20 protein-coding genes are annotated in these 24,583 nt (G+C 41.4%); 12 read left to right on the forward strand and 8 right to left on the reverse strand.

Going from position 1 to position 24,583, the window contains the following annotated elements:
* Nucleotides 1–49: 49 nt before the first annotated feature.
* The gene (locus tag BFS30_RS06065; RefSeq protein WP_069378459.1) at nt 50–1,588 is read right to left on the reverse strand and encodes an aldehyde dehydrogenase family protein; all 1,539 of its coding nucleotides are present in this window, start codon (nt 1,586–1,588) and stop codon (nt 50–52) included.
* 89 nt (nt 1,589–1,677) lie between these two features.
* Nucleotides 1,678–2,145, reverse strand: coding sequence for a nuclear transport factor 2 family protein (locus tag BFS30_RS06070; protein ID WP_069378460.1), 468 nt, complete (start codon nt 2,143–2,145; stop codon nt 1,678–1,680).
* A 248-nt stretch (nt 2,146–2,393) separates the two neighbouring features.
* Between BFS30_RS06070 and BFS30_RS06075 the strand changes: the two genes are divergently transcribed.
* The 7 genes from BFS30_RS06075 (at nt 2,394) to BFS30_RS06105 (ending at nt 8,275) form a co-directional block, all read left to right on the forward strand.
* Nucleotides 2,394–3,797 (forward strand): tetratricopeptide repeat protein, encoded by a 1,404-nt coding sequence (locus BFS30_RS06075; RefSeq protein ID WP_069378461.1) that lies wholly within the window; start codon nt 2,394–2,396, stop codon nt 3,795–3,797.
* Nucleotides 3,798–3,865: 68 nt separating this feature from the next.
* Nucleotides 3,866–4,636 (forward strand): phosphosulfolactate synthase, encoded by a 771-nt coding sequence (locus BFS30_RS06080; protein WP_069378462.1) that lies wholly within the window; start codon nt 3,866–3,868, stop codon nt 4,634–4,636.
* Nucleotides 4,637–4,652: 16 nt separating this feature from the next.
* Nucleotides 4,653–5,396 carry a shikimate dehydrogenase family protein gene (locus BFS30_RS06085; protein WP_069378463.1) on the forward strand — a complete coding sequence of 248 codons (744 nt, stop codon included), beginning with the start codon at nt 4,653–4,655 and terminating at the stop codon, nt 5,394–5,396.
* A 1-nt stretch (nt 5,397) separates the two neighbouring features.
* Nucleotides 5,398–5,982, forward strand: a complete 585-nt coding sequence (gldD, locus tag BFS30_RS06090) for a gliding motility lipoprotein GldD (RefSeq protein WP_069378464.1) — start codon at nt 5,398–5,400, stop codon at nt 5,980–5,982.
* A gap of 22 nt (nt 5,983–6,004) precedes the next feature.
* On the forward strand, nt 6,005–6,646 hold the full coding sequence (locus BFS30_RS06095) for an MBL fold metallo-hydrolase (protein WP_069378465.1): 642 nt from the start codon (nt 6,005–6,007) through the stop codon (nt 6,644–6,646).
* 14 nt (nt 6,647–6,660) lie between these two features.
* Nucleotides 6,661–7,893 carry an ABC transporter permease gene (locus BFS30_RS06100; protein ID WP_069378466.1) on the forward strand — a complete coding sequence of 411 codons (1,233 nt, stop codon included), beginning with the start codon at nt 6,661–6,663 and terminating at the stop codon, nt 7,891–7,893.
* A 4-nt stretch (nt 7,894–7,897) separates the two neighbouring features.
* Nucleotides 7,898–8,275 (forward strand): hypothetical protein, encoded by a 378-nt coding sequence (locus tag BFS30_RS06105; protein ID WP_069378467.1) that lies wholly within the window; start codon nt 7,898–7,900, stop codon nt 8,273–8,275.
* A gap of 4 nt (nt 8,276–8,279) precedes the next feature.
* Here BFS30_RS06105 and BFS30_RS06110 read toward each other — a convergent pair whose 3' ends face one another.
* Complete coding sequence (locus tag BFS30_RS06110) at nt 8,280–9,125, reverse strand: menaquinone biosynthesis family protein (RefSeq protein ID WP_069378468.1); 846 nt, start codon at nt 9,123–9,125, stop codon at nt 8,280–8,282.
* 52 nt (nt 9,126–9,177) lie between these two features.
* Entirely contained in the window at nt 9,178–9,810 is a 633-nt protein-coding gene (mqnB, locus tag BFS30_RS06115; RefSeq protein WP_069378469.1) for a futalosine hydrolase, read from the reverse strand.
* A 72-nt stretch (nt 9,811–9,882) separates the two neighbouring features.
* Between mqnB and BFS30_RS06120 the strand changes: the two genes are divergently transcribed.
* Genes BFS30_RS06120 through BFS30_RS06135 form a run of 4 tightly spaced genes read left to right on the forward strand, consistent with a single transcriptional unit; the run spans nt 9,883 to nt 15,585 of the window.
* Nucleotides 9,883–10,293 carry a 6-pyruvoyl trahydropterin synthase family protein gene (locus tag BFS30_RS06120; protein ID WP_069378470.1) on the forward strand — a complete coding sequence of 137 codons (411 nt, stop codon included), beginning with the start codon at nt 9,883–9,885 and terminating at the stop codon, nt 10,291–10,293.
* 12 nt (nt 10,294–10,305) lie between these two features.
* A complete protein-coding gene (folE, locus tag BFS30_RS06125; protein ID WP_069378471.1) occupies nt 10,306–10,944 on the forward strand; it encodes a GTP cyclohydrolase I FolE in 639 nt (212 codons plus the stop codon).
* 20 nt (nt 10,945–10,964) lie between these two features.
* Nucleotides 10,965–11,861, forward strand: coding sequence for an ACP S-malonyltransferase (gene fabD, locus BFS30_RS06130; RefSeq protein WP_069378472.1), 897 nt, complete (start codon nt 10,965–10,967; stop codon nt 11,859–11,861).
* 40 nt (nt 11,862–11,901) lie between these two features.
* Nucleotides 11,902–15,585 (forward strand): sensor histidine kinase, encoded by a 3,684-nt coding sequence (locus BFS30_RS06135; RefSeq protein WP_069378473.1) that lies wholly within the window; start codon nt 11,902–11,904, stop codon nt 15,583–15,585.
* Here the strand turns inward: BFS30_RS06135 and BFS30_RS06140 are convergent.
* Nucleotides 15,577–16,485: a hypothetical protein gene (locus BFS30_RS06140; protein ID WP_069378474.1), complete on the reverse strand. Its 909-nt coding sequence runs from the start codon at nt 16,483–16,485 to the stop codon at nt 15,577–15,579. The two genes, BFS30_RS06135 and BFS30_RS06140, sit on opposite strands and share 9 nt — an antisense overlap.
* Before the next feature lie 186 nt (nt 16,486–16,671).
* On the opposite strand from BFS30_RS06140, the gene BFS30_RS06145 reads away from it, so the two are divergent.
* Nucleotides 16,672–18,228, forward strand: a complete 1,557-nt coding sequence (locus BFS30_RS06145; RefSeq protein WP_069378475.1) for a glycoside hydrolase family 10 protein — start codon at nt 16,672–16,674, stop codon at nt 18,226–18,228.
* Nucleotides 18,229–18,298: 70 nt separating this feature from the next.
* Here the strand turns inward: BFS30_RS06145 and BFS30_RS06150 are convergent, their stop codons facing one another.
* The 3 genes from BFS30_RS06150 to nagB form a co-directional block, all read right to left on the reverse strand.
* Complete coding sequence (locus BFS30_RS06150; RefSeq protein WP_069378476.1) at nt 18,299–21,157, reverse strand: M16 family metallopeptidase; 2,859 nt, start codon at nt 21,155–21,157, stop codon at nt 18,299–18,301.
* A 176-nt stretch (nt 21,158–21,333) separates the two neighbouring features.
* Nucleotides 21,334–22,491, reverse strand: coding sequence for an acyltransferase family protein (locus tag BFS30_RS06155; protein WP_069378477.1), 1,158 nt, complete (start codon nt 22,489–22,491; stop codon nt 21,334–21,336).
* Nucleotides 22,492–22,553: 62 nt separating this feature from the next.
* Nucleotides 22,554–24,473 carry a glucosamine-6-phosphate deaminase gene (gene nagB, locus BFS30_RS06160; RefSeq protein ID WP_069378478.1) on the reverse strand — a complete coding sequence of 640 codons (1,920 nt, stop codon included), beginning with the start codon at nt 24,471–24,473 and terminating at the stop codon, nt 22,554–22,556.
* Between the last annotated feature and the right edge of the window lie 110 nt (nt 24,474–24,583).

The raw sequence follows: 24,583 nt of genomic DNA on the forward strand, positions 1-24,583 counted from the left end.
AACGTCCCGATAAATCCGGGACGTTTTGTTTTTAACTATGTTTTGATGTTTACAAATCAAACTTAATTCCTTGTGCTAAAGGAAGGGTATTCGCATAATTGATGGTATTCGTCTGTCTGCGCATATAAGCTTTCCAGGCGTCAGAACCACTTTCTCGACCACCGCCGGTTTCTTTCTCGCCACCAAAAGCACCACCAATTTCTGCTCCGGAAGTTCCGATATTGACATTTGCGATCCCGCAATCAGATCCTGCTGCTGATAAGAATTGTTCAGCCTCTCTCAGGTTCAGCGTCATGATTGCTGATGACAGTCCCTGAGGAACGCCATTTTGCAAGGCGATGGCTTCTTCCAGGGTTTTATATTTGATCAGGTATAAGATTGGTGCGAAAGTTTCTTCCTGTACAATCTCATAATGGTTTTCTACTTCAGCAACACATGGTTTCACATAACAGCCTGAGCTATATTGATCGCCGCTAAGTATGCCACCTTCCACGACAAAACGGGCACCTTCTTTTTTGCCTTTTTCAATCGCATCAGTATACATATCTGCTGCGTAAACGTCAATTAGTGGTCCTACATGGTTATGCTGATCCAGCGGATCTCCGATTCTAAGCTGACCGTACGCTTTTACCAGTCTGTTTTTAAAATCTTCGTAAATGTCTTCATGGATGATCAGACGACGGGTAGAGGTACAACGTTGTCCGGCTGTTCCTACTGCTCCAAATACGGCTCCGATAATCGACATTTCTATATCTGCATCTTTAGAAATGATAATGGCATTGTTTCCGCCTAATTCCAGAATGCTTCTTCCAAATCTGCCGGCAACTGCTGTAGATACCATACGGCCAATTCTGGTAGATCCGGTAAAGGAAACCAAAGGAATGCGTTTATCGTTATTCATCATATCGCCAACCGCATTTCCGATCAGTAAGCTGCTGATTCCTTCAGGCATATCATTTGCCTTTAATACTTTTGCAATGATATGTTGACAGGCAACTGCGCATAAAGGGGTTTTTGAAGAGGGTTTCCAAACACATACGTTTCCGCATACCCAGGCCAGAGCAGTGTTCCAGCTCCATACTGCGACAGGGAAATTGAAGGCAGAAATAATACCCACAATGCCCATTGGATGCCATTGCTCATACATACGATGGTTTGGTCTTTCAGAGTGCATGGTGAGACCGTAAAGCTGACGGGAAAGACCTACTGCAAAATCACAGATGTCAATCATTTCCTGTACTTCCCCAAAACCTTCCTGCAAGCTTTTCCCCATTTCATAAGATACTAAAGTACCCAGATCTTCTTTGCTTTCTCTTAAAGCATCTCCAAACTGACGTACAATCTCTCCACGTTTAGGTGCCGGTAAGCCGCGCCAGAAAACAAATGCTTCTTCCGCTTTTTTCATTACGGTCTCATAGTCATCTGCAGTAGCGACCTGTACACTTGCGATTTTTTTTCCGTCAACCGGAGAATAGCTGTCTATAGTTTTTGCATTTGATGAAGCAGCCCAGTGATTACCTGTGCTGTACGCAGGATTTAATTCCTGAATCCCTAAGTTTTTTAAAACGGAACTGATGTTTGTTTTCATTAATATTTGGTTTTTTAATGATAATAAAGCTATCGAGAGCTCAATGTAATATTACAAATCAACAAAAAAATAATGGAAGGAATGTCACCTTAAGCTCCGCAATTTTCTTTTCTTCGGGTATCGATAAGGTAAATCACTTTCCAGCCATCTTTCCCTTTAAAAAGCTGAAATGAATTTACTCCGCAATGGCTCAGCCGCTCATCAACATAAAATTTGTACTCCGTCCATACGCTGGCAAGGTTGCCGTCAATCAGGATTTTAGTAAATACAATTCGCTCATCAAACTGCTCTTTATGAGGGCTTCCAATAAATTTAAGGAAATCACTAAGGCTTGAGGTCTTTACTTTTGGGGCTTCGTTTTTAGGGGTAACAATGGTCTGCATGATACATTGATCAGAGAATGCGGAGTGTGTCAGGCTGCTATCCCCCTTTTTCATGCCTTCAAAAAGATGATTGATGCTTTGTCGGATCAGTGCTTCTTCGGGATTGTTTTCCTGTGTAAAAGCCTTTGAGAAGGTCATCAGCAGGAGTAAAATGAGGCAGCTATATTTTTTCATGACTTGAATTTTACCAGTTTTAAATTAAAGTTATGTTATTTTGCAGGATAATTCAGATCATTATCTCTATTGCAAAAAAATAAGTCAGCCAATTCCTCCCCGACTCTTTTGCTAAAATTAATACTATCAGTCATTTAGGAGCTCGGGTGTGTGTATGTTGAAAATTATTTCGTTTATGCTATTCATAAATGTTGTAAACTTATAATGTGTTTTAAAAATATGGGATCTGTTCTTTAATTATTCGCGACATGGAAGAGGAGTTTTTATTTGATTTTAGTGATGATGCGCAACGTTCGGTAGAACGTTACGAAGAAATGATACGTAACGAGGATCAGTACTTTTTTGATGCCCAGGCCTTTGAAAATATTATTGATTATTACATTGAAAAGAGCGATCCTGTAAAGGCACTTCAGGTCATTGAGTACGCTGTGAACCAACACCCTTATGCAGCTGTCTTTCTGGTAAAACAAGCACAGCTGTTTTTTGTGACAGATCAGGTAGAAAGGGCATTCCTTGCTTTGCAGAAGGCCGAAATGCTGGAAGCTTCAGAAGCAGAGATCTATATTTTACGCGGAAACATTTACAATAGTCTCGAACGCTATTCAGAAGCCCTTGATAATTTTCAGATTGCATTGGGCTTTGCAGAAACAACGGATGAAATTCTGTTACAAATTGCCTATGTATATCAGAATATGCTGGATTATGAACAAGCCATTGTTTACATCAAGCAGAGCCTGGAACAGAATATGGAAAACAAAGACGGCTTATATGAGCTGGCGTTTTGTTATGATATCTTAGACAAGCAGGAAGAGAGCATTCAGTTCTATCAGGAATATATAGACAACGACCCTTATTCTTATGCTGCCTGGTATAACCTGGCTAATTCTTACCATAAGCTCGATCTTTTTGAAAAAGCGATTGATGCCTATGATTATGCCATTCTGATTAAGGATAATTTTGCTTCGGCTTATTACAATAAAGGAAATGCATTGGTTCAGCTGGACCGTTATGCAGAAGCAATAGAAGTTTATAAACAGACTTTTGAATACGAACCACCTAATGCGGACACCTATTGTGCGATAGGGGAGTGTTATGAAAAGCTGGAGCACATGGACGAAGCCCGGTCTTATTACAAAAAATCTGTAAAAATGGACCACAAGATGGCAGATGCCTGGTTTGGAATTGGGGTGACCCTTAATTTTGAGGAACGTTATTTTGAATCCCTTCATTTTTACCGTAAAGCATTAGAGCTGGATGGAGAGAATCCGGACTTCTGGTTCGCAATGGCAGATGCTTATTATAAACTCGGACAGATCGAACAATCTATAGAGGCTTATTACAAGGTGCTGGAATTTAATCCGGTAGACGTAGAAGCGTGGCTGGATTTTTCTACTGTATTGTACGAACAAGGGCGGTTACTGGAGGCTTCAGAGACCATTTTGGATGGGATTAAGAACAATCCGGATGCTGCAGAACTGTACTATCGTATGGTCGCTTATCTGTTCGCTTTGGGAGAAAAGAACGATGCGTTACTGTATCTGGAAACCGCTTTGGTAACCGATCCCGATAAGCATTACATTTTATTTGAATATTTGCCACAATTGCAGGACAACGGCTCAATAATCGAAGTAATTAACCGTTATGTTAAATAATCCTACCATTTTTTATTAGAAAGAGCTGATAAAAACTGTCCGTTTTTTTTTCCACCTTTGTGAGCAATATGAACTACCCATTAAATAATATACCCGTAAGATCGGTAAAGCCAAGAAATAAAGGCATTACAATGGTCATGGATAAAGGACTAAGCTTAAGGCAAACTGAAGATTTTATAGAAGTTGCTGGAGTACATACTGATATCGTTAAATTAGGCTGGGCAACCTCATTTGTTACCCCTAATCTAAAAGAAAAGCTGGCGATTTACCGAGATGCAGGAATTCCTACCTATTTTGGAGGGACATTATTCGAAGCGTTTGCCATCCGTAATCAGTTTGATGATTATTGCAGGGTACTGGATCAGTTCAAGATGGAATATGCAGAGGTTTCCGATGGTTCTATTACGATTGAGCATGACCTTAAATGCGAATTTATCCAGAAATTATCTAAACAGGTTACCGTAATTTCAGAAGTTGGTTCCAAAGATGCAGCTAAGATTTTTGCACCATATAAATGGATTAAACTGATGAATGCGGAAATCGAAGCCGGTTCATGGAAGGTGATTGCCGAAGCCCGGGAAGGTGGAAATGTAGGTATTTACAGAGGCTCAGGAGAAGTAAGAGAAGGATTAGTAGATGAGATCCTGACACAAATTCCTGAAGAAACCATTATCTGGGAGGCTCCGCAAAAGGAACAACAGGTATGGTTTATTAAACTTCTGGGTGCAAATGTAAACCTTGGAAATATTGCTCCTTCGGAAACCATTCCTTTGGAAACCATTCGTTTGGGTTTAAGAGGTGATACGTTTGATCATTTTTTAGATTTGGATAAATTGTAATCGTACATTTATACAAATGAAGAAATACGGCTTAATTGGTTATCCTTTATCGCATTCCTTTTCTAAGAAGCACTTTACGGAAAAATTCGTGCAGGAACATATTGACAATTGTGAATATGAGCTGTACCCCATAGAAAATGTGGGTCTTTTTCCAGGGCTGATTTCCTCAGATGAAGAGATTTGCGGAATTAATGTGACGATTCCCTATAAGGTGGATATTCTGGCTTATGTAAAAGAACTTGATGATGCTGCAGCGAAAATAGGGGCAGTCAACTGTATTGATATCCGGAGAGAAAATGGAAAAGTCATTTACAAAGGGTACAATACGGATGCTTACGGATTTGAAGCGTCTTTAAAACCTTTTCTAAAGGAACACCATACTAAAGCCATCATATTTGGAGATGGAGGAGCAGCCAAAGCCATCAAATATGTATTGGATAAACTGGAGATTTCGTTTTTGATTGTAACCAGGAAGCCTTCCGATAACAGCATTCTGTATGAGGAATTGAATGAAGAGTTGCTCAAAGAGCATACTGTACTGATCAATACTACCCCATTGGGCATGTCGCCGAATGCAGATACTTTTCCTGAAATTCCTTACGAATTTATCACGGAAAAGCATCTGGCTTATGATCTGGTGTACAATCCGGAGCTGACGCAGTTTCTGGCTAAAGCCCAGGCAGGTGGTGCAGCTGTTAAAAATGGATTAGAAATGTTATACCTTCAGGCAGAGCGCTCCTGGGATATTTGGAACTCCTGATATGAAAAAATATTTTCCAGTTTGCCTTTTTGTCCTGTTACTGGCTTTTTCTGCTTGTCATAACAATGACTATGCACCAAAGCCAAGGGGGTATTTTCATATTGATTTTCCAAAGAAAGCCTATAAAAAGTATGATGGAGGCTGTGCCTTTTCTTTTGAATATCCGGTATATGCAACTCTGGTTGCCGATAGCAGTAAAGAAACCCAGCCTTGCTGGAACAACCTTTCCTTTCCTCAGTTTAATGCCCGTCTGCACCTGACCTATTACGATGTTTCTTCGAAAAAAGAATATGAAGGATTGGTGGAAGATGCCCGGACGTTTGCTTTTAAACATACGGTGAAAGCCAATGCAATAGATCAGAAGCTGATTAATTATCCGGAGAGAAAAATATATGGGATCTATTATGCCATAGAAGGAAATACTGCCTCCTCTGTTCAGTTTTTTTTAACCGACAGTGCAAAACATTACTTCCGAGGAGCACTATACTTTAACGAACGACCTCAATATGACTCCATTCAGCCGGTAGTGGCCTTTATAAAAAAAGATATTGACCAAATGATCAATACCTTCAAATGGAAAAATTAATACCCTTTAATATTTAGATGATATGATTAGTATTCAGCAGTTTGCTTTTAATCCATACCGGGAAAACACTTATGTTTTGTTCGATGAAACGCTGGAGTGTGTGATTATAGATCCGGGAATGTATGATGCTGAGGAACAGAACAGGCTGGTTCGTTTCATTAAAGAAAATAAGCTGAAACCTGTGTTGCTCCTGAATACGCATTGCCATATTGACCATGTATTGGGAAATAAATTCGTTTTTGACAACTGGAGTCTGAGGCCTCAGTTTCATCCGGGAGAGTTGCCGATCTTACATGCTGTTCCTGGATATGCACCTCAGATGGGCTTCCATTATGAACTGTCTCCGGAACCGGAAGTGTTTTTAGGGGAAAGCGGAACGATTAAATTTGGACACAGTCAGCTGGAAATTATCTTTGCCCCGGGACATTCCCCTGCACATTTATGTTTCTATGCTGCGGCAGATAATTTCCTGATCGGTGGAGATGTACTTTTTTATACCAGTATCGGCCGTACAGACCTTCCGGGAGGAAATCATTCACAATTGATCAGGAGCATAAGGAATAACTTGTTTATATTGCCTGATGATTGCAGCGTTTATCCGGGACATGGTCAGTCTACCACTATTGGCTTTGAGAAACAGCACAATCCTTTTTTACAGTCCTAATTACTTAAATAGATTTGAATACAGCCTTTTACATAGCCCGCAGGTATCTTTTTGCAAAGAAATCTACCAATGCGATTAACATCATCTCCGCAATTTCTGTGGTAGGGGTGTTTGTGGGAAGCGCTGCATTGATCATCATTTTATCTGCTTTTAACGGCCTGGAAGACCTGGTATTGAAAATGTTCAATACCATGACGCCGCAACTGGTGATTACACCAGCAAAAGGGAAAACTTTTGAACCGAATACGGCATACTTTAATCAGCTGAAAAAGACTGAGGGCATCTATTCTTACGTGGAGGTCCTTTCTGAAAATGCATTGCTCCGGTATAATGATAAGCAGTCTGTAGGCTTAATAAAGGGAGTAAGTCCCGATTATCTGAAAAACAAAAGCCTGGACAGTACCATCATCGACGGTCATTTCGTATTGGACAGTCCTGACAGCCATTTTGCGGTGATTGGCTCGGCCATTCAGAATTTCCTGATGGTGAACACCACAGACCCTTTCCTGCCTTTGCAGATTTATTCGCCAAAAAAAGGCAGAACGAAGAGCTCTTTAAATCCGGGTGACGATTTTACCGTACTTTCTATTCCCGTATCAGGTGTTTTTGAAGTGCAACAGGATTTTGACAATGTCGCGATTGTTCCTTTGGCATTTGCCCGGAAGCTGCTGGATGAGCCACAGAAGGTTTCTTCGATAGAAATCCTCTTAAATAAAGATGTTGATGCAGACCAGTTTAAGTTGAGGGTAGAGAAAGAAATCGGGGCAGGTTTTCTGGTCAAGGACCGGATTGAACAAAATACCGCTCTTCACAACATTCTGGGTTCTGAAAAATGGGCAGTTTATATCATCCTGACTTTTGTTTTAATTATTGCTATCTTTAATATCATTGGATCATTGACCATGTTGGTGATTGATAAATTGAAAGATATTGCCGTTTTAAGTAGCCTGGGCGCAGGTAGAAGACTGATCAAGAGAATCTTCCTGCTGGAAGGAATGATGATCACGATGACTGGCTGTGTGTTGGGACTTACAGTCGGGCTGATCTTCTGTCTGCTTCAACAGAAATTCGGCTTTGTCAAAATGGCACAAGACAATCCCATCCTTACCAATGGCTATCCAATCGGATTGAAATGGACGGATTTTTTATTAGTATTTTTAACAGTAACGGTATTTTCTTTTATGGCATCAGCTTTGTCATCTAATCTAAGTGTAAAGAAAATAGACCATTTAAATCAAGATCTCTAACATCATGAATATATCTATAAAACCATTACCCCTGTTGATTTTACTGGCTGTTGTTATCGTAGCCTGTAATACCAAACCTGTTTCTGTTGAAAAGCGGACAACAAGGGTAATTAAGGGGCTATATACCTATGGTCCTGAGATGAAATCTTTTACAGATTGCGAAGAGGGGAATGAGTATTGGGTAGCAGACAGTGCTAAAACACTGGAGCTTGCCTATAGCAATTTCAATTTTGAGAAGCCTTATGAGCCGGTTTATATAGAGGTAGAATGCCATATGATCAAATCTGACAGCCTTATTGTTTCAGCAGATTTTGATTCTACTTTGGTGGTCACTAAGCTGTTGAAAATTAGTAAAGAAATTCCGGACGGGCCTTGCAACTAATCCTTTAAGGTATGAGGTAGAGGTCTTTTTTAATGGGTTGTATCAATCCTTTTTCCTGGGCCATTGAGAATAAAACGTCTATTGCTTTTCTGCCTTCTACTCCCAGGTCAATGGAATATTTGTTGACATAGAGTTCAATGTGTTTGTACATGACCTCCTCACTCATTTCCTGAGAATGCTGTTTGATAAACTCAATTCCTGATTTGGGATTGGCAAAAGCATATTCTACAGATTTGCGTAAGATCCGGTTTACTTTCTCTTTCGTTTCCTGGTCCAGGTTTCTGTTGATCACAATTCCACCCAGGGGAATGGCGCAGCCAGTAAGTTTCTCCCAGTAATTGCCCAGGTCCATCACTTTGTGCAGCCCTTTTTCCATGTAAGTAAAACGGTTCTCATGGATAATCAGTCCGAGGTCAATCCTGTTATCGAGAACGGCCTGTTCTATCTCTGAGAAAACCATTTCCTGCTTTTGGACTAAATGGGGAAAAGCAATGCCCAAAAGAAAGTTCGCTGTGGTGTATTTGCCTGGAATTCCAACCCTTAGGTCTTTATTCAGGTTGTCGGGATGGTTGGCCAGGTATTCGTTTTTAGAAATTAACAAGGGCCCCACACCAAATCCCAGTGCGCTGCCGGCATCTAACAATGCATATTGCTCGTATACGTAAGCAAACGCATGAAAACTTAGCTTAGTGATGTCCAGTTCCCCTTTTATCGCTTTTTGATTAAGGGTTTCCACATCGTCAAATGAAACTTTGAAATCCAGTCCTTCTGTATCAATTTTATGATGAATAAGGGCGTCAAAGATGAAAGTATCATTCGGGCAGGGAGAAAATCCAAGGCTAAGGGTCATTTTTCTGTATTTTTATCAGGTTCAAAGGTAGCAACTATCCAAAATGACTTGGTTAGCTATTTGTCAAAAATCCGATCGCCCATTCATTTAAGTTTTTAATGGCCAGGCCAATTTTCCAGCTTTCTTTATTTCGGGGTTCCACATAGTTGGAGATGCTGCGGATTTGCAGACATGCAATTCCTTCTTTTTCGCAACAATAAAGTACGGCAGCACCTTCCATGCTTTCTGTAACCGGATTTAAGCGGTTTCTGATCTCCTGAATGCTTTGCTGAGTCCCGTGGGCGGTGTTTACCGTGATTCCCTTTACTTTAGGTAATCCGGATAGGGAAGGATGGAGGAGGTTGTTAAGTGCCTGAAAGCTACTCTTTCCAAAACCCAGATTTTCAATCGGGAGAAAGGTTCCTTTATCCTCTGCCCCAAGTTCAGAGAAGTCGTCGGTAACAATATTCAGAACAGATCCCAACGGAATACCAGGGTCAAAACTACCTGCAATCCCCAGGTTCAGGACAAGCTGATAGGAAGCCGACAGGTATTTGCCCATCGCAAAAGCTGTTGCAGTCATACCTACTCCTGTGATCAGGATATCGAACGCTTCTGTCTGCATGAATTCGTCCTCCGCCAGATGAAAATGTTCTATTAAAATAGCTATTTCTGCCTTTGTCGCGGCTACTAAAAGAATCTTCATAAAGGCTAAGTTAGAGATTAAACCTTTCTACTTTAAGCTTTCTGCGTATATTTGTCAACAATATAACAGAGAATGATATACATAACCAGAAAAGCATCATTTAACGCTGCGCATAAATTGTCCAGACCGGATTGGTCTGAAGATAAAAACACAGAAGTTTACGGGAAATGTGCCAATCCAAATTGGCATGGACACAACTATCAGTTGTATGTGACTGTGAAAGGGGAAATCAATCCTGAAACAGGCTTTCTTGTTGACCTGAAATGGTTGAAAGATGTGACCAATACTTACGTGGTGGATAAAATTGACCATAGAAATCTAAATCTTGATGTCGACTTCATGAAAGGTAAACTGGCTTCAACAGAGAATTTAGCGATTGCAATATGGGATGAATTGCTGCCCTTTATCGAAGAATCGGGTGCTCAGCTTCATTGCATAAAAATTTACGAGACTGAAAACAACTTTGTGGAGTACTTCGGTTAATAACCTTTAGACATGAATAATCATACAGATCATTTAGATGAAAATGAAACAGAAAACGGCTACATCAAAATAGACCGTTATAATGAAGGTAAAATTGCTTCCGTAGCCCATCATTATTCAGATATTTTAACTCAGCTTGGAGAAGATCCTTCCCGTGAGGGGCTGATCAAAACACCTGAGCGTGTGGCTAAGGCATTACAGTACCTTACCCACGGGTACGACCTGGACCCGGCGGCGATCCTCAAGGGAGCAATGTTTAAAGAAGATTACAGCCAGATGGTAGTGGTAAAGGATATTGAGGTATTCTCGATGTGCGAACACCATATGCTGCCATTTTTTGGTAAAGCCCATGTGGCCTATATTCCAAACGGTCATATTGTTGGATTGAGTAAGATCCCGAGAATTGTAGACGCTTTTGCCCGTCGTTTGCAGGTACAGGAGCGTTTAACAAATGAAATCAGGGATTGTATTCAGGAAACTTTAAATCCTGCAGGAGTAGCCGTTGTAATTGAGTGTAAGCACTTATGCATGGCCATGAGAGGAATTCAAAAGCAAAATTCGGTGACTACCACCTCTGCTTTTACGGGAGAATTTGCGAAAGATAAAACTAGGGCAGAGTTTTTGAGGTTAATCACTGCCAACTTACACTAACCAATTACATTAAGTATAAAATGAAAGCATATATATTTCCAGGACAAGGCGCTCAGTTTTCGGGCATGGGTAAAGAATTGTACGAAAATGAAATCGCCAAAGAACTGTTTGAGAAAGCAAATGAGATTATTGGTTTCCGTATCAGCGACATCATGTTCTCCGGAACGGATGAGGAGTTAAAAGAAACAAAGGTAACTCAACCGGCTATTTTCCTTCATTCTGTAATCCTGGCTAAAACATTAGGTGACCACTTTAAACCGGATATGGTTGCAGGTCACTCTTTAGGAGAGTTCTCTGCATTGGTAGCTGCATCGGCTTTATCTTTTGAAGATGGTTTAAGGTTGGTGATCACCAGAGCTAATGCGATGCAGAAAGCCTGCGAATTACAACCCTCTACTATGGCGGCTATTTTAGGCCTGGCAGATGATGTAGTGGAAAGGATTTGTGGCGAGATTGAGGAAGTTGTGGTGGCTGCAAATTATAACTGCCCGGGGCAGATCGTGATCTCCGGAAGTATTGAAGGAGTTGACATTGCTTGTCAGAAATTAACAGAGGCCGGAGCAAAACGTGCTTTAAAGCTGAATGTAGGTGGTGCCTTCCATTCTCCGTTAATGGAGCCGGCAAGGGTAGAGCTTCAGGAAGCAATTGAAAATGTAACGGTTCTTTCTCCGGTATGCCCGATTTATCAGAATGTAGATCCGGTTCCGAATACAGACCCTGCTAAAATAAAAGCCAACCTGATTACTCAGTTAACCGGCGCGGTAAAATGGACTCAAACGATCGAACGCATGATTGCTGACGGTGCTGCTGAATTTGTTGAAGTAGGTCCGGGCAATGTGTTACAAGGCCTGGTTAAAAAAGTGAACAGGGCGACTCCGACCAGTTCAGCAACTACTTCCGCAACTACTACAGCTTAAGTCTAACGTGAGCATCGCGGGTAAAATCAGATTTTTATTATTGATACTAGGGGCCTGCTGTATTGGTACGGCCCTATCTTTAAAAAACACGATCAGCAAAAAAGATTTGCTTACCCACGAAGCCGCTGAGCTTCAGGAAAACTTAAATCAGAAGGAAAGCATTGTTTATGAGTTCCTTTCTGATCCACAGCAGGTTGAAAAAGCCAAACAGTTTCACCTGAACGAGAAATACGGGCTTGATTTTATCAATTTTTACCGTAATATCGGGATCAACCTGTTAACTTATGAAAACTCCGAACTGAAGTTCTGGAGTTCTTTTTCCGCATTCCCATCTGGTCTGGATGGAATCAGAGAAGGTTCCTCTTTCTTACAACTCCCCAATGGCTGGTATGAGGTAATCCGGAAAACAAAAGGGAGTTATTCACTGGTATTCCTGATCGAGGTGAAGAACCAATATGGAATTCAGAACCAGTTTCTGAGCAATGACATTTCCCCTTATCTGTTGCCTTCCAATTCCTTAGCCCTTGCTTCCTTTACGGATACTGAGGTGTACGGCATTAATCAACATGATGGCACCTTATTATTTGAGGTAAAACTGAAGCAGGGATATAGCAAAAGTATTTATGCCGCGATAGAGGTTTGGCTCTGGGTGATTGGTATCTTCAGTTTTTGCTTATTCTTTAACTCTTTCTGTGTATGGCTGGCAAAAAGAGGAAACCTGATTCCTGCAACACTCCTATTAGGGCTGTTCTTTGTCGCAATAAGGGTAACAGATCTGGAATATGGTTGGTTCAACCATCAGTTTAACCTGTTGATATTCAGCCCTACAATTTATGGGGAGAGCTTTCTCCTGCCTTCTTTGGGAGATTTCCTACTCAACGTAATTGCATTGACCTGGCTGGTTTATTTTGTTTATAAGCACAGGGAGCAGTACGTGCTGCCTTCCTGGTTAGTCAGAAGTAAAATAGCAGGAATCTTGCTTTATCTGATATTACTGATCATCTTCGGTTTGATGGCTTTTGCCAGCGATCAGGTCTTTTTAGGACTGATCATTAATTCCAAGATCAACTTTGACATTACGAACATCATCAATCTGGGGTGGATCAGCTGGATCAGTATTGTAATTTTATGCCTCGTCTGGTTTAATATTTATCTGGTTATCATTATCTTTTTAGAACAGACCCGACCATTGAATGTTACCAATAAGGAGCGTCTGATTCTTTTTCTTGCTGCTTTTACCAGTTATTTATTATACCGGCTCGCGACGAATTTCAGCATATTTTTTGTCGTATATGCTCTTTTTATCTTTATTATCGGCTGGAACGTTTACCTGAGAAACAGCCGGTTTTCTATCGGCGTATTTACCGGGATATTTTTCTGCCTGGCCTTTATGTCTTCCATAAAATACCTGAAATTTATTGATTCCAAGGAGAAGATCAAGCGGTATACCATTGCCCAGAAGCTGGAATCTACGGATGATCCGAAGATTATCAGCTCTATTGAAGGCCTGGAGGTAGGGATTTATACAGATAGTTTTGTGGCTGATTATTTCAAACAGCCTGCATTGAGACGGTCTGATATTTTACAACGGCACATCAGTAAGCAATTTCTGGGAGGCTACCTTTCCAAGTTTGAGTTCAACCTTTACGAATACAATAGCCTGGACTCTTCAATTAACGGCCAGGGAGTACCTCTAAGCTATTACAAGCAGCTCGTACAGTCGGGGTCGGTAAAAGCATCGGAATCTAATTTTTTTTACCGCCTGAACGATACTTTTGGTTATCAGAACTATTTTGGAATTATTCCTATTTTTCAGGATAACCATATATTGGGAACATTGGTCATTGAGCTTAAATCCCAGCAATACAACTACAATAGCCAGCTTCCGGATATCCTGATAGACCGGAAGAACAAGAGTGAAGACGACTACAGTAGCTATTCCTTTGCTTTTTACAATTATGGCAAGCTGGCCAATCAATCCGGAACATATACTTACAGGCTATCCGGTTCCGAATTCAAAGCTGAGCCAGGAAGGCCTCAGATCATCACAGACAGTCTTGGATATACCCACCTGGTGTATATGCCTATTGCATCAAAGAAAATCGTGGTGAGCAAGGAAAAAGTCTCTTATGTAGTTCGTCTGGCCACCTTATCCTTCTTTTTTCTGGTATTTATTATCTTCTCAATTACTTTATATGCCCTGATCTGGGTATTGAGAAACATTGATGAGAGTTGGGGAGGCTGGTTTAACATCAACCGTTCGCTAATGATCAATGCGAACAAGATTTTATATAAGACCCGAATTCAGTTCTCGATTGTACTTTCCGTGGTGGCCACTTTGGTGATTGTGGGTTGGACAACTTATTTCTATATCAGAGATGAATACCGGAGGCAACAGGAAGATTTTATTCAGGAAAAAATAAGAAAAGTACAGCTTTCTTATGAGAAAAGTATTTTTAATGCCGGTATCCCGAAAGCTACTGATGAGTCTATTCACGATTTCAACCAGTTCGCGGATGTCAATGCGGCTTATTTAAACCTCTTTGACGTGAGTGGAAACCTTTTGTATACTTCTTTGCCAAGAATATATGATTTTGGGATTATAGGGCGTAAAATGGGGGCTGAGGCTTATATTTATCTCAACCAGATGCAACGATCAGAGTATATCGATCCTAATGAGCGTATCGGGGATTTTAAATATTCCTCTGCTTATGCGCCGATCCGCAATGCAATGAATGAGACGGTTGCCTATATCGGCTTGCCTTATTATGCCAATGAGGCGGATTATCAGCGTAAAATAGGGTTGTATATCAATACCCTGATTAACATTTATGCCCTGGTATTTGTGGCAATTGGAATTCTTGCGGTATTCCTGGCCAATCAGATCACAAGTCCGCTTACTTTTATACAGGATAGCATCAGAAAGACCAAGCTTGGACAGAAAAATCAACCTATTCAGTGGTCAAGGCATGATGAGATCGGCTCTTTGATTAAGGAATATAACAAAATGATTGCTGCACTGGAAGAAAGTGCAAGTAAGCTTGCGCGTTCAGAAAGGGAGATTGCCTGGCGGGAGATGGCGAAACAGGTTGCTCATGAAATCAAAAATCCGCTGACACCGTTAAAATTAGGCGTACAGCTGCTGGAGAAGTCCTGGCGGGAACAGGACCCTAATTTTGAGAAAAAATTTGAGCGCTTTAATAAATCATTTATTGAGCAGATCGATAGTCTGGCCTCTATTGCTTCAGAATTCTCCAATTTTGCCAAAATGCCGGATACCAAACTGGAAAAACTGGTTTTATTACCCATTATTCAGCAGGCCAGAGATGTTTTTACCAATACACAAAATGTAGAAATCTATATTTTTAACCATACTACTCAGGATGTAAATGTTCTTGGGGATAAAGATCAGCTGTTGCGTACCTTTAATAACCTGCTTAAAAATGCGATTGAAGCGGCCGATCCGGAATCCAGGTGTGTGGTTAAAATCAACCTGATGAACGATTCGGAAAATGTGTTCGTGGAAGTAGAGGATAATGGTAAAGGAATTGATGCTGAGCAGCAGGATAAAATATTTGTTCCTAATTTTACGACTAAGTCGTCGGGAACAGGGCTGGGACTGGCCTTTGTAAAACAGGCTGTAGAAAACGCCGGTGGAACAGTATCGTTTAAATCTTTTGCAGAACTGGGAACTACCTTCTATCTGAGTTTCCCGCTATCTTAGCGCGATGGTAGCTTTTCCCATGGTATAGCCATCTGAGTACAAGATGACAGAATATACGCCTTTAATAAAAGAATTGGGATTGATCCAATCCATGGTGTATGAAGTATTGTCGTCATTATAAGAAATGGAAGTAGAGGAGCTGTATTGCATCTGTTCTCCATCCGCATCAAATAAATTGTCTCCATCAGCGATCAGGTTGCCTGCAGGATCGAAAACGCGTAAATAAATTTTGTGGTAATCTTTTAGGGCCAGCTGATTGGAAACAATGTTAAACGTAACGCTTAGCTTTTTGGCCGTGCTGGCGCGGGTTACTTCTACATTTTTTCCGCTATTTTTGACTTTATAGGCAATTACTGCAACATTTCCTGCTTTCAGAGCAGCACCGGTCTTAACTTTTTCACTCAGCTCTGTATTTTTCTTTTCCAGATCACGGGCCTTTTGAGTGGCCGTATAGGCAAACTCCTTTAAGCTGTCTCTTTCGGTTCTCAGAGAAGTGTTTTCCTTCTCCAGACGGATGATTTCATCGTTGTAATTCTTGACAAATTCCCGGAGCTCTTTAACTTCTTTTTGTGCATTAGCCAAATCTCCATGTGTGAGTTTGCCATTTTGAAGCGCCTGCTTCAGTTCTGCAATTTTCTCTCTGGCCAGTTTTTGTTCCTGTTGAAGTTTATCTGTTAAAGTCACGTTTAAAGCATTTACTTTATCAAGTTCTGCTTCAATTTTTTCTACTTCAAGTTTTAACCTGTCCTTTTCCGTATTCACCGTAACAAAACGCTGACTTTGATGTCTGTCTTTAAAATACAGATAAGCATTTGTACCCAGGAGAGCAAGAATGACTACAATCAGGAAATAAATCTTGTTGCGGTCTCCTTTATTCACCATCTCATTTTGGTCTGACATTTCTTAAATTCTTCTCTAAATGTGTTTAAAACGCGAACATAATATAAAAATGTAGGAAATAGCAAAAAAAAAGCCCTATTTGTATGAGACTTTAAAAAAAATCGTTTACTTGCTAGGGTCTCGGATATTAGTGTATACTGAGCGCCACAAATGAAACTTATTTAAATAAAGTACAAACTACATAAGATGCTTAAAACCACTATCTATGCGCTATTATCCCTATTCCTAATCACACCTACTATCCTTTGCGCTCAGAGCACATCAAAAATTGCTCCAAAAAGAGAGTTTCGTGGTGTCTGGGTAGCGACTGTAGCAAATATCGACTGGCCGTCCAAACCGGGACTGAGTCCTGATCAGCAAAAGCAGGAGTTAATTGGTATTCTGGAAATGCACAAGGCCAACGGCATGAACGCGATTATGTTACAGGTAAGGCCTGCAGCAGATGCTTTTTATGCTAAATCCAGAGAGCCCTGGAGTCAGTGGCTGATGGGCAGGCAGGGGCTGTCTCCGGGACCGGGGTATGATCCTTTAGCTTTTGCTATTAAGGAAGCACATCAGAGAGGGATGGAATTGCATGCCTGGTTTAACCCTTACCGTGCAACGATGAGTCCGAATGCTGTGGTCAGTCCTGAACATATGACGAGAAAACGCCCCGAATTGTTCTTTACTTATGGGGGTAAAAAACAGTTTGATCCGGGGATTCCGGAAGTAAGGGACTACATTATTCAGGTGATTCTGGATGTGGTAAAAGGATATGATATCGATGGAATTCATTTTGATGATTATTTCTATCCCTATAAGATTGCCGGGCAGCGGATTAATGATGAAGCAACATTCAATAAATATTCGAATGGTTTTACCGATATCAACGACTGGCGCCGGAACAATGTGGACCTGTTGATTGAGCAGCTTGGTGATAGCATTCATCACTATAAGAAATACGTGAAGTTTGGGATCAGTCCTTTTGGGATCTGGAAAAATGACAATGAGGATAGTCAGGGTTCTGCAACCAGAGGTCTTTCCAATTACCATGAGCTTTTTGCAGATTCCAGAAAATGGGTGAAAGAGGGCTGGGTGGACTACATCAACCCTCAGATTTACTTCAGTTTTACCCGTAGGGTTGCCCCTTTTGGCACCTTGGTAGACTGGTGGGGGAACAATACTTTTGGAAGACACCTGTACATTGGGCAGGCGGCTTACCTGGTTAATCAAAAGATGGAGGCTGCCTGGCGTTTGCCGCAACAGATTCCTTCTCAGATCAGGTATATCCGTGATAATAACCGGGTACAGGGTAGTGTTTTCTTCAGCTCCAAGTCCTTCTCTACGATAGCCCGTGGGGTAGGAGATTCCCTGAGAAACGACCTGTATAAATATCCGGCTCTTCCGCCACAAATGCCCTGGTTGGATGATGTGGTGCCAAATCAGCCCCAACAACTGACTGCGGAGGCAAAGAATGATGGGGTTCACCTGAAATGGGAGAAGCCATTTAAAGCCAGTGATGGAGAGACCGCATCAGGATATGTAATTTACCGTTTTAATGAGGGAGAGAAAATCGAAGTACTGGATGCGAAGAATATCTTAAAAATCAGCTTTGAAGATTTTACTTCTTTTATAGATACAGCAACAGAAAAGGGAAAGAGATACAACTATCTGGTTACGGCACTGGATCGTTTAAAGAACGAAAGTGAGCCTAGCGGGCCTGTAGGTATCCAAACTAAAGAATTGGCAAGCCAGGAAGAATAAATACATTATTATCTTTTAAAAAGAACGGCCCGGTGATCATCACCGGGCCGTTTTTACGCTAAGACCTTTTTTATTTCTGAGGTAACAATACAAAACGAATGTAATTGTCTTCGTTCAGGTATTTTTCTGCAGTTGCTTTTGTGCTTTCTACAGTTACTTTTTCGATCATTTGTTTTTCTTTAGCAAACAAGCCCAGATCTTCTCCGTTTTTCAGGCGGCTGGTCAGATAATTCAACCAGTAATTGTTATTTCTGAGGCTGAGTTCCATCTGACGTTGCTCTTCTGACTTAAACTTATTGATGTCGTCTGCTGTGGCCCCGCTACCTTTGATTTTATTCACTTCATCCAATGCTGCAGCAATCAGTTTTTCTACGTTTGCTGTTGCACAGCTGAATGATATGGTGTAATAATAATGTGCTTTTGGCTCCTTATTGATGCTTAGGCCCACTTCCGGGCTATAAACACCACTTTCTTTCTCACGGAGACGCTCCAGGATTTTGATCTCCAATGCTGATTTAAGTGCATCCAGCTGGATGTTGTTTTCGGGAGTATATTCATAATCGCCATGCAGGTACAATTCTACTGCGGCTTTATCTTCAAGTCCTTTATATACGGTTTTGCTGATCTTTCCTACTGGGGGATAAACTCCGTTATCCACATAGTTTTGCTTTTTATTGGCGGTAGGTAGACTGGCGATATAAGTTTCAATGAATGGCTTGATCTGATTCAGGTCAAAATTACCTACAAAGACAAAAGTCTGTTCACCAAGATCAGCAAAGCGTTCTTTATAGAAAGCGAAGGCTTTGTCCAGGGAGATCTTATCCAGATCTGATAGGGTAGTCGGCATTCCACGTTTATGATAAGAAGCCAGAACTGCCTGTACCGTATCTGCAAATACACTGGAAGGGTTGGCGTTTTTGTTTGCCAGAACGACTTTGTAATCACTGATGTTTTTATTAAAGATGTCTACATCTTTTCTTGGATTTGTAGCATAAGCATAAACCAGCTGAAAAGCTGTTTCCAGATCCTTTGGTGCAGCGCTACCGCTAAAACCCTGATAAAGCTCACCTACATAAGAGCTGGCACTACCTGTGTTTCCTGCCAGTAGTTTGTTGAGTTGTGAAGGATTAAAGTCTCCGACACCACTCTGACTGATCAGGCTTACCATATCTGCAGATTCATGATCCTCGTTACTCGCTAAGGAAGTTCCTCCTTTAGAGAAAGAGCTGAAGATAATCTGATCGTTTTTGAAGTCTGTAGGTTTTAACAGTACTTTTATTCCATTGCTCAGCGTCAATTCTGTAGCGCCTACAACATCAACTTTCTTCTCGCTGATGATTTTGCCTGCTACAGGTTTTTTCTCTAAGAGCGGCTTGTTTACAGAATTGTCTACATATGCCGTTACGCCGTTACCAGCATTTTTTAAAGCAGCCAGTAATTGTGCTTGTGTTGGAAGGCTTGCTTTGTCTTTTTCAGGAGCCTGGATAATGATGATCTGGTTCTCTTTGGTGATCAGTGTTTTTGCCTGTGCATTTACTTCCGCAAGGGTAATCTGTGCCAGGGTTTTATTGGTCAGTTCATAGGCATATTCCGTAGAAGCAATGCTGCTTCCTTCCAGGAAGTTGTTCAGGTATTTCTGTACGAAGCTGGCAGATGGGGTTTTATCTTTTTCTTTCAGGCGTTGTTCATTTCCCGCAGCAATATTTTTCTTCACCACATCCAGTTCTGATTGTACGAATCCGTATTTGCTCATCCGTTCATTTTCAGCAAGTCCTGCAATCAGGGCCTTTTCCATGGTAGCGCCGGTGCTGGAAACTACAGTGGTTTGAAAAGCATTGATGTTAGAAACCAGGCCTCCCTGATAGGGGCCAAAACTGGTCTGAGCGAAAAGGAATGGTGCATTTCCTTTTTGAAGGATCTCTTGGAAACGGGCACTAAGCATACTGTTGATCATCGAAAATATCAGACTTTTCTTAAAATCAGCAGTGGTTTTAGTTACTCCTCCACGTTGCTTGTACATCACTTGTGCGACATTATAAGGTTGCTCCGGATCCGTGATGATTTTAACTAATGGTTCCTTGTTATCAGGAAGGTCATAAGCTAAACGGGGTCTTGGGTTGGCAGGGTTTGTCAAATCAGAGAAATTCTGTTTGATCAATTGCTCCACTTCATTCACATCAAAGTCGCCGACTGCAATTACTGCCTGCAGATTCGGGCGGTACCAATCTTTGTAGAAACTTCTGATTCTATCATGCTTAAAGGTTTGCAGCAGGTCTATTTTTCCAATCGGCAAACGGTTTTCATAGCGGGATCCTTTCAGCAATAATGGTAACAATTGCTTGCTCATCCTTTCCTGGGCATTCTTTCCGCGCTGGCGGTCTTCTTCGATGATTACACCACGTTCTTTATCAATTTCTTCGCCCTCCATGAGTACCTTTCCTGCCCAGTTGGCGAGAATTTTAAATCCGGATTTGAATACCGCAACACTATCTGTCGGGATAGGCAGCTGATAAACGGTTTGGTTGAATCCGGTATAGGCATTCAGGTCTGCACCAAAACGCACCCCTGCTCTTTGCAGGTAATTGATCATTTCATTTTTAGGGAAATCTTTAGATCCGTTAAAGGCCATATGTTCTGTAAAGTGGGCCAGTCCCTGCTGATCGTCTTCTTCCATTAGGGAACCGATGCGGGTAGCCAGATACAATTCAGCTCTTTTTTTTGGTTCGGTATTCTTTCTGATGTAATAAGTAAGCCCGTTAGGCAGTTTACCGATTTTTACATTAGGGTCATTCGGAATGAGCGTGCCATCTGTTTTTTTAACAGCGGTTGTGGTTTTTGAGGCAACAGGTTTCTTCTGAGCGTAGCCTGGACTGTAAACAGCCAGTTGTGCAACAAGACCTATGGCCAGAATGTGAAGGTTCTTTTTCATTGGTAATCGTTTGTTTTTTTATGTTTATGAAGCATGATGAGCACATCTATTGTTACTGATATGGTGGATTGCTCTGGGATGGGTAGGTAATAGGTTTTGCTAAATTAAGAAAGAATAAGGATATCTGGTCCTTGTAAAAGTGTTAACAATTGTTAATGAATGTTAATAATTGGAATTTAAACTTTTATAATGATTTTTTTGTTAAACATCACCCAAAGAATAACCAGCCAGAACAGGATAAAAGTAATTGCCCAGGCCAGAGAGGCATTGATGGGGGAAAAGCTGGCTGTAAAGCCGGAATACAACCAGGCCTGAAGGCTGATCTTGCTTCCGTCAGGCTGATCCAGTTTCAGCATTTGCAGGATGCGTGGAATCAGGCCGGAAAGAAAGAACACCGTGATTGCATTTACGCCATAAACCACAAAAGGTTTGGTAAAACGGTTGTACTGCTGGATGTCTATAATCCAGTAGGAGAGGGCAAGAATTACCGTTGCCAATCCTCCGGTATAGAGCACAAATGAGCTTGTCCACAATTGTTTATTAATGGGGAATTGTAAATCCCAGGCAAGTCCGAGGACAACAGCAAGGCAGCCAGCAGAAAATAACCAGGCTATTTTTGTTGCGGCATCCAGGTCTTTACGCTTCAGGTATACCCCGACCAATACGCCAAAAAGACCGGTGGCAATTGCCGGGATGGTACTCAGTAATCCTTCCGGGTCCCATGTTTTGGAAGATTTCCAAAGGTGGGCTTCAGTCAGTATTCCACGGTCTATCCATGCCCCTAAATTGGTTTCTTTTTCCAGGTTGGCATAACCTACACCGGGAACCGGGATAAAAGTCATGATTGCCCAGTATCCGCCCAGGAGAAGAACCATTATCCTGAAAATATTTTTTTCAGAATTCTTCAGGAAGAGGATGGAAGAAATCAGGAAAACGACCGCGATCCGCTGTAATACACCAGGGATACGGACATGTTGAAAAGCGGCTATAGGGTCGGTAAAGACTTTTGGAAATAAGGAGAGGAAAAGACCTAAAGCAAATAAGGTTAAGGCCCTTTTTACCGCTTTTATGATTGTTTTTCCATGTGTTGCAGGATCTGCTTTTTTACTACCCATAGCATAGGCAATGGATACCCCGACAATAAATAGGAAAAAAGGAAAGATCAGGTCTGTTGGGGTACAGCCATTCCAGTTGGCATGCTCCAGGGGTGCATATATATTTCCCCAGTCTCCGGGATTGTTCACCAAAATCATGGCTGCAACGGTTGCACCTCTGAAAAAATCAAGAGATAATAATCTGGCAGGGGCATCCTGCAGGGTTGGAGAAGAGGTCATATCAGAGGTTTAAAAACAAAAAAGCCGCTACTTTTTGAACAGTAGCGGCTATAAATATAATTTTAAAACTTGTAACGAACAAAGGCTTCCATTGCCTCGTATTCTGCTAATCCCAGGTTGTCATAAGCCTGGGCAGTTTCTCTGTTTCTGTCTTCGGCTCTTTCCCAGAATTCTCTGGCATCATCACCAGGGAATACTGCACGGTCTTTTTGCGACTGGTGTTTGAAGATAGCGAACTTTTTACGTTCCACTTCCTGCGGACTAAGTGGCACGGCCATTTCAATCTCATAGGTTTCAAACTCCAACCACGCACCGCGGTATAGCCATAACCAGCAATCTTTAACCCAGCTTTCTGTTTTTGCCAGTCTTTGCAAAGCGGCTAGAATGATGTTAAAGCATACGATGTGGGTACCATGTGGATCTTCAAAATCTCCTGCTGCAAATACCTGTTCAGGTTTGATTTTTTGAAGCAGTTCCATCGTTAATTCAATATCTTTTTCAGTAACCGGATTTTTCTGATTTTTTCCGCTTTCATAGAAAGGAAGTGCCATGAAGTGAATGTGGTCATCTTCCAGTCCGCAATACCTTGCACCGGCAATTGCTTCTCCCTTTCTGATCAGTCCTTTTACAGATTGGATTTCAGGCGTATCTACCTGGTTAGGTTGTTTTTTCTCAATAAATTTACGCATGTCCTGGTACAGGTCTTTCATTCCCTGTTGTCCCATTCCCATTTTCTCCGAAAAGTCGATGTTGAATTCTACAAAACGTAGTGCATCATCATCCCATACTGCAGTATTTCCGGAAGTCTGATAAGCGACATGTACGTCATGCTGCTGATCTACCAGACGGATAAAAGTACCACCCATAGAAATGACATCATCATCAGGGTGTGGAGAGAAGATTACCACACGTTTTTTTGCAGGTTCTGCACGCTCTGGTCTTTGAGAATCATCTGCGTTTGGTTTACCTCCAGGCCATCCGGTGATGGTGTGTTGTAATTTATTGAAAATATGAATGTTGATGTTATATACTGGTCCTTTTTCAACAGCCAGCTGAGCCATACCATTGTTATTGAAGTCGTCTTCAGTAAGCTTAAGGATTGGCTTACCCAGTGTATTTGCCAGCCAGATCACTGCTTTTCTGGTTAATTTATCATCCCAGATACAGTCTTTTACCAACCATGGAGTATCAAAGCGGGTCAGTTGAGAAGCTGCATCCTGATCCAGGATAAACTCAACATGATCAGAAAGCTGCAGATAGGTTGCAGGAACTTCACTTGAAATTTCTCCTTCCACTGCTTTTTTGATGATGGAAGCTTTTTTCTTGTTCCATGCCATCAGGATGATTTCGCGGGCTTTGAAAATGGTACCGATACCCATGGTAATGGCTTTTGTAGGAACAAAAGATTTACCACCGAAATCTCTGGCCGCATCTCTTCTGGTCAGGTCGTCCAGGGTTACCAGACGTGTGCCCGAGTTTGGAGCAGATCCTGGCTCATTGAAACCGATGTGACCGGTACGACCGATACCCAGAATCTGGATGTCTAATCCACCTACTTCAGTGATTTTCTTTTCGTAATTCAGACAGAAAGCAGGAATATCTTCCAGTTTTAGTGTTCCATCAGGAATGTTTACATTGTTTTTATCAATATCGATGTGATCAAACAGGTGATCATTCATGAAAGATACATAGCTCTGTGCAGCATCGGGCTGCATAGGGTAGTACTCGTCGAGATTGAAAGTGATTACGTTTTTAAAGCTCAAACCTTCTTCCTTATGCATTCTAACTAATTCCGCGTACACCGCAATTGGTGTAGCTCCGGTAGCTAGGCCTAAGACAGCCTTGGAATTGTTCTTTTGTTTTTCTTTAATAAGGTCCCCGATGCGGTGAGCAACACTTAAAGATGCTGCTTTAGGATTTTCAAAGACAGAAACGGGCAGTTTTTCAAAGCGCGTTTCTTCCAGAAGATTTAATCTTGCCATTTAATTGTTCTTAAATTTTGTACGGAGCAGTAAATATAGTGACTCTGCGGACTTAATCAAAGTTTTTTAATTCAACGCGATTTTTTGTTTGATATCGATAATTATAAGGG

This window comes from Pedobacter steynii, from assembly GCF_001721645.1.
Lineage (GTDB): Bacteria > Bacteroidota > Bacteroidia > Sphingobacteriales > Sphingobacteriaceae > Pedobacter > Pedobacter steynii_A.